This is a genomic window from Pseudoduganella buxea, assembly GCF_009720835.1.
GTDB classification, from domain to species: domain Bacteria; phylum Pseudomonadota; class Gammaproteobacteria; order Burkholderiales; family Burkholderiaceae_D; genus Rugamonas; species Rugamonas buxea.
Genome location: NZ_WNKZ01000291.1, coordinates 1 through 312 on the forward strand (window position 1 = coordinate 1; position 312 = coordinate 312).

The window sequence follows — 312 nt, forward strand, 5'->3', positions numbered from 1 at the left end:
CCACCTGGTTCGTCGTCAGGGCAGCGATCTGCGCGGTGTTCAGCGCGGCGATGCTCGACGTCTTCAGTGCGGCCAGGTCGGCCGTTTCCAGCGCGGCGACAGCGTTCGTGCTCAGGGCGCCGGCTTGCGCCGTCGTCAGGGCATTGGCTTGCGCCGTCGTCAGGGCCACGACCTGGTTCGTCGTCAGGGCGGCAACCTGCTGCGTCTTCAGGCCGGCGATGGTGCCGGTCTTCAGGGCGGCCAGGTCGGCCGTTTCCAGCGCGGCCACGGTTTCCGTTGCCAGCGCACCGATCTGGGCCGAGCTCAGCACGG

Annotated in this window: 1 protein-coding gene; it reads right to left on the minus strand. The window is 69.9% G+C overall.

The features are described from left to right. On the minus strand, positions 1–312 hold a 312-nt coding region (locus GM672_RS28735; RefSeq protein WP_170300294.1), incomplete at both ends, for a hypothetical protein.